We start from the raw sequence: 3,858 nt of genomic DNA, 5'->3' as shown, positions 1-3,858 counted from the left end.
ACCCCGGTGCCCGCCGACGGCTACATCGCCGCCGGCGCGCCGGGAAGCTCGCCGCGGCTCAGTTTCTCCGCCGGCTCCGCCCTGGTGTGTGACTTCTACGGCGGGCAGCCGCCCGTGCCGCAACCATCGCAGGACATCAAGTGCAAGGGCGACATGTCGGGGATGGACGACGTTCCCTTCCCCGGCGGCCGCCCGCGACCCGGCGACTGCGTCGTGGGTTCGGTGGACTTCAAAGGACCCGGCTACCAGTTGAGTCGCATGTCCTACGCCGGATGCGACGGCAACCCTGCCCCGCTACCGGCCGGCGGCAAACCGCTGGGGGCGGGCCAGAAGTTGACCTATCTCAACGTCACCTGCGCGGTGGGGGCCGACAACCTGGTCGCCTGCCTGGACACCACCAGCGGCGACCACGGCTTCGTCGTGCAGCGCTCGGGTAGCTGGGCGTTCTAGTCCAGGGCCGTGCGCAGCGACGCCACCGCGTCGTCGATCGAGCCGGTGGTCGAATAGCCGGCCGCCAGCCGGTGCCCGCCGCCGCCGAACCCGGACGCCACCGCCGCCAGATCTACGGCGGACTTGGCCCGCATGGACACCGACCACTGCTGCGGCGCGATCTCCTTGAACACCGCGGCCACCTCGGCCTGCTGCGTGGTCCGCACGATGTCGACGATGCTTTCGACTTCCTCCGGGCGTGAGGTCACCCAATCCTGGTTGCCGACAACGGCATACACCAGGCCCCGGCCGCCCGCGGCGTCCGGCAGCAGCTGGGCCGAGGCCAGCACCCGCGACAGCAGTGGCAGCCATCCGAACGGATGGCTGTCCAACAGGGTTCGGCTGATCGCGGCGTTGTCCACGCCGCCGTCGACCAGCCGGGCCGCCAGCCGCAGGGCGCGCGCACTGGCCCAGCGGAACGACCCGGTGTCGGTCGTCAGGCCGGCGTAGATGCAGTGCGCGACGTCGGCATCGATGGGCTTGTCCCACGCGTCGAGGATGTCGGCGATCATCATCGTGGTCGAATCAGCTTGGACGTCAACGAAATTGGCAGTGCCGAACACATCATTGGAGGCGTGATGGTCGATGACCAGCACCTCGTCGCCCTCGAGGGCCAAGTCGCTCAAGGCACCCAGCCGCTTGACGCTCGGAACGTCAACGGTGACAACCAGATCGACGTCGCGGCGCATCACACCGGGATCGACCAGCAGTCGGCAGCCGGGCAGCGACGCCAGCGACTCGGGCAGCCCGGCCGGCTCGGCGAAACTGACCTCGACCCGCTTGCCGCACCTGTCCAGCACCAGCCCGAGCGCCAGGCCGGCGCCGATGGTGTCGGCGTCGGGGTGCACGTGTGCGATCACCGCGACGGTGTCGGCGTCCGACAGCAACTCGACCGCACCCGCGGCGTCGACGCGCACCCCCACCCGGGGGCCGCCCAGCTCAGTATTGGTGTTGGTCGTCGTCACCGATGCTCCCGTCGAGGCCGGGCTCCCCACCCGATCCGCTATCCCGGTATGGATCGGCCTCCCCGGCCGGCTTGGCGCCCGAACGAACCCGCGCCAGATCAGCGTCCGCGGCGCGGGCGCGCGCCAGCAATTCCTCCATCCGCGCCACGTTGTCCGACGTGGTGTCGCGGGTGAAGGTGAGGGTGGGCGTGAACCGCACGCCGGTGCCGGCCCCGACCATGGTGCGCAGCGCACCCTTGGCGCGTTCCAGGGCCGCCGCGGCGGCCGCGTAGTCCGGCTCGTCGTCCAGCGTGCGTCCCATCACCGTGTAGAAGACCGTCGCGTCGTGCAGGTCGGCGGTCACCTTCGCGTCGACGATGGTGACCCCCTCGAGCCCGGGATCCTTGATCTCGAACTCGATCGCCGAGGCGACGATGGTGTTGATTCGCTTGGCCAGCCGGCGCGCCCTGGCTGGATCAGGCATTCGGATTCACCACCTTCTCGTCGTCACGTCGTTCTGCATCGCCGTGCTGCGTCGTCGTTCTGATCGTCGTTCTGCGTCGTCGGCGGTGGGGTCAGGTGCGTTCCTTCTGGACCAACTCGTAGGACTCGATGATGTCGCCTTCTTTGAGGTCGTTGTACCCCAGCGTCATACCGCACTCGAAGCCCTCGCGGACCTCGGTGACGTCGTCCTTCTCGCGTCGCAGCGAGGTGATCGAAAGGTTGTCGGTGACCACGATGTTGTCCCGCAGCAACCGCGCCTTGGCGTTGCGGCGCACTATGCCGCTGCTGATCATGCAGCCGGCGATGATGCCGACCTTGGACGACCGGAAGATCGCCCGGATCTCGGCGCGGCCCAGCGTGTTCTCCTCGTAGATCGGCTTGAGCATGCCGCGCAGGGCCTTCTCGATCTCGTCGATCGCCTGGTAGATCACCGAGTAGTAGCGGATCTCCACGCCCTCCCGGTTGGCCAGCTCGGTGGCCTTGCCCTCGGCGCGCACGTTGAACCCGATGATCACCGCATCCGAGGCCGACGCCAGGTTGACGTTGGTTTCGGTGATGCCACCGACACCGCGGTCGATCACGCGCAGCGCCACCTCGTCGTCGATCTCGATGCCCATCAGGGCCTCTTCCAGCGCCTCGACGGTACCGGCGTTGTCGCCCTTGAGGATCAGGTTCAGCTGGCTGGTTTCCTTCAGCGCCGAGTCCAGGTCCTCCAGGCTGATCCGCTTGCGGGAACGCGCCGCCAGCGCATTGCGCTTGCGGGCGCTGCGCTTGTCGGCGATCTGGCGGGCGATGCGGTCCTCGTCGACGACCAGCAGGTTGTCTCCCGCGCCGGGCACCGAGGTGAACCCGATGACCTGCACCGGCCGCGACGGCAGCGCCTCTTCGACGTCGTCGCCGTGCTCGTCGACCATGCGGCGGACGCGACCGTAGGCGTCGCCGGCGACCACCGAGTCGCCGACCCGCAGCGTGCCGCGCTGCACCAGCACCGTGGCGACCGGTCCGCGACCGCGGTCCAGGTGCGCCTCGATCGCCACACCCTGGGCCTCCATGTCGGGGTTGGCCCGCAGGTCCAGGGCGGCGTCGGCGGTCAGCAGCACCGCCTCGAGCAGCGCCTCGATGTTGGTGCCCTGCTTGGCAGAGATGTCGACGAACATGGTGTCGCCACCGAAATCCTCTGCCACCAAACCGTATTCGGTGAGCTGGCCGCGGATCTTGGCCGGGTCGGCGCCCTCGACGTCAATCTTGTTGACCGCCACCACGATCGGCACGTCGGCCGCCTGGGCGTGGTTGATGGCCTCCACCGTCTGCGGCATGACGCCGTCGTCGGCCGCCACCACCAGAATGGCGATGTCGGTGGCCTTGGCGCCGCGGGCACGCATGGCGGTGAACGCCTCGTGACCCGGGGTGTCGATGAAGGTGATCGGCCGCTCGACACCGTCGTGCTCCACGGTCACCTGGTAGGCACCGATGTGCTGGGTGATGCCGCCGGCCTCGGCCTCGCGGACGCTGGCGTTGCGGATGGTGTCCAGCAGGCGGGTCTTACCGTGGTCGACGTGACCCATGACGGTCACCACCGGCGGCCGGGTCTGCAGGTCTTCCTCGCCGCCCTCGTCCTCGCCGTAGCTGAGGTCGAAGGACTCCAGCAGTTCGCGGTCCTCGTCCTCGGGGCTGACGACCTGCACGACATAGTTCATCTCGCTGCCCAGCAGCTCGAGCGTCTCGTCGCCGACCGACTGGGTGGCCGTGACCATCTCGCCGAGGTTGAACAGTGCCTGCACCAGCGAGGCCGGGTTGGCGTTGATCTTGTCGGCGAAGTCGGAGAGCGACGCGCCGCGCGCCAGCCGGATCGTCTCGCCGTTGCCGTGCGGCAACCGCACGCCACCGACGACGGGCGCCTGCATGTTCTCGTATTCGGCGC

The 3,858-nt window shown here is 68.8% G+C and carries 4 protein-coding genes; 1 reads left to right on the top strand and 3 read right to left on the bottom strand.

Annotated elements, in window-relative coordinates; translation table 11 throughout:
• Window positions 1-450: hypothetical protein (locus tag DQP58_RS26110; RefSeq protein ID WP_112710931.1), on the top strand; the 450-nt coding region annotated here is incomplete at its 5' end.
• Here the strand turns inward: DQP58_RS26110 and DQP58_RS26105 are convergent.
• The 3 genes from DQP58_RS26105 to infB form a co-directional block, all read right to left on the bottom strand.
• Window positions 447-1,454, bottom strand: coding sequence for a DHH family phosphoesterase (locus tag DQP58_RS26105; RefSeq protein ID WP_112710930.1), 1,008 nt, complete (start codon window positions 1,452-1,454; stop codon window positions 447-449). The two genes, DQP58_RS26110 and DQP58_RS26105, sit on opposite strands and share 4 nt — an antisense overlap.
• The gene (gene rbfA, locus DQP58_RS26100; RefSeq protein WP_112710929.1) at window positions 1,429-1,917 is read right to left on the bottom strand and encodes a 30S ribosome-binding factor RbfA; all 489 of its coding nucleotides are present in this window, start codon (window positions 1,915-1,917) and stop codon (window positions 1,429-1,431) included. The genes DQP58_RS26105 and rbfA overlap by 26 nt, the downstream gene beginning before the upstream one ends.
• A gap of 91 nt (window positions 1,918-2,008) precedes the next feature.
• On the bottom strand, window positions 2,009-3,858 hold a 1,850-nt coding region (gene infB, locus DQP58_RS26095), incomplete at its 5' end, for a translation initiation factor IF-2 (RefSeq protein WP_205869551.1).

Origin of the sequence: Mycobacterium colombiense (assembly GCF_003284975.1) — a bacterium.
Taxonomy (GTDB): domain Bacteria; phylum Actinomycetota; class Actinomycetes; order Mycobacteriales; family Mycobacteriaceae; genus Mycobacterium; species Mycobacterium europaeum_A.
The sequence above is the reverse complement of the archived record's forward strand: the minus strand, read 5'-3'. Positions and strand labels throughout refer to the sequence as shown.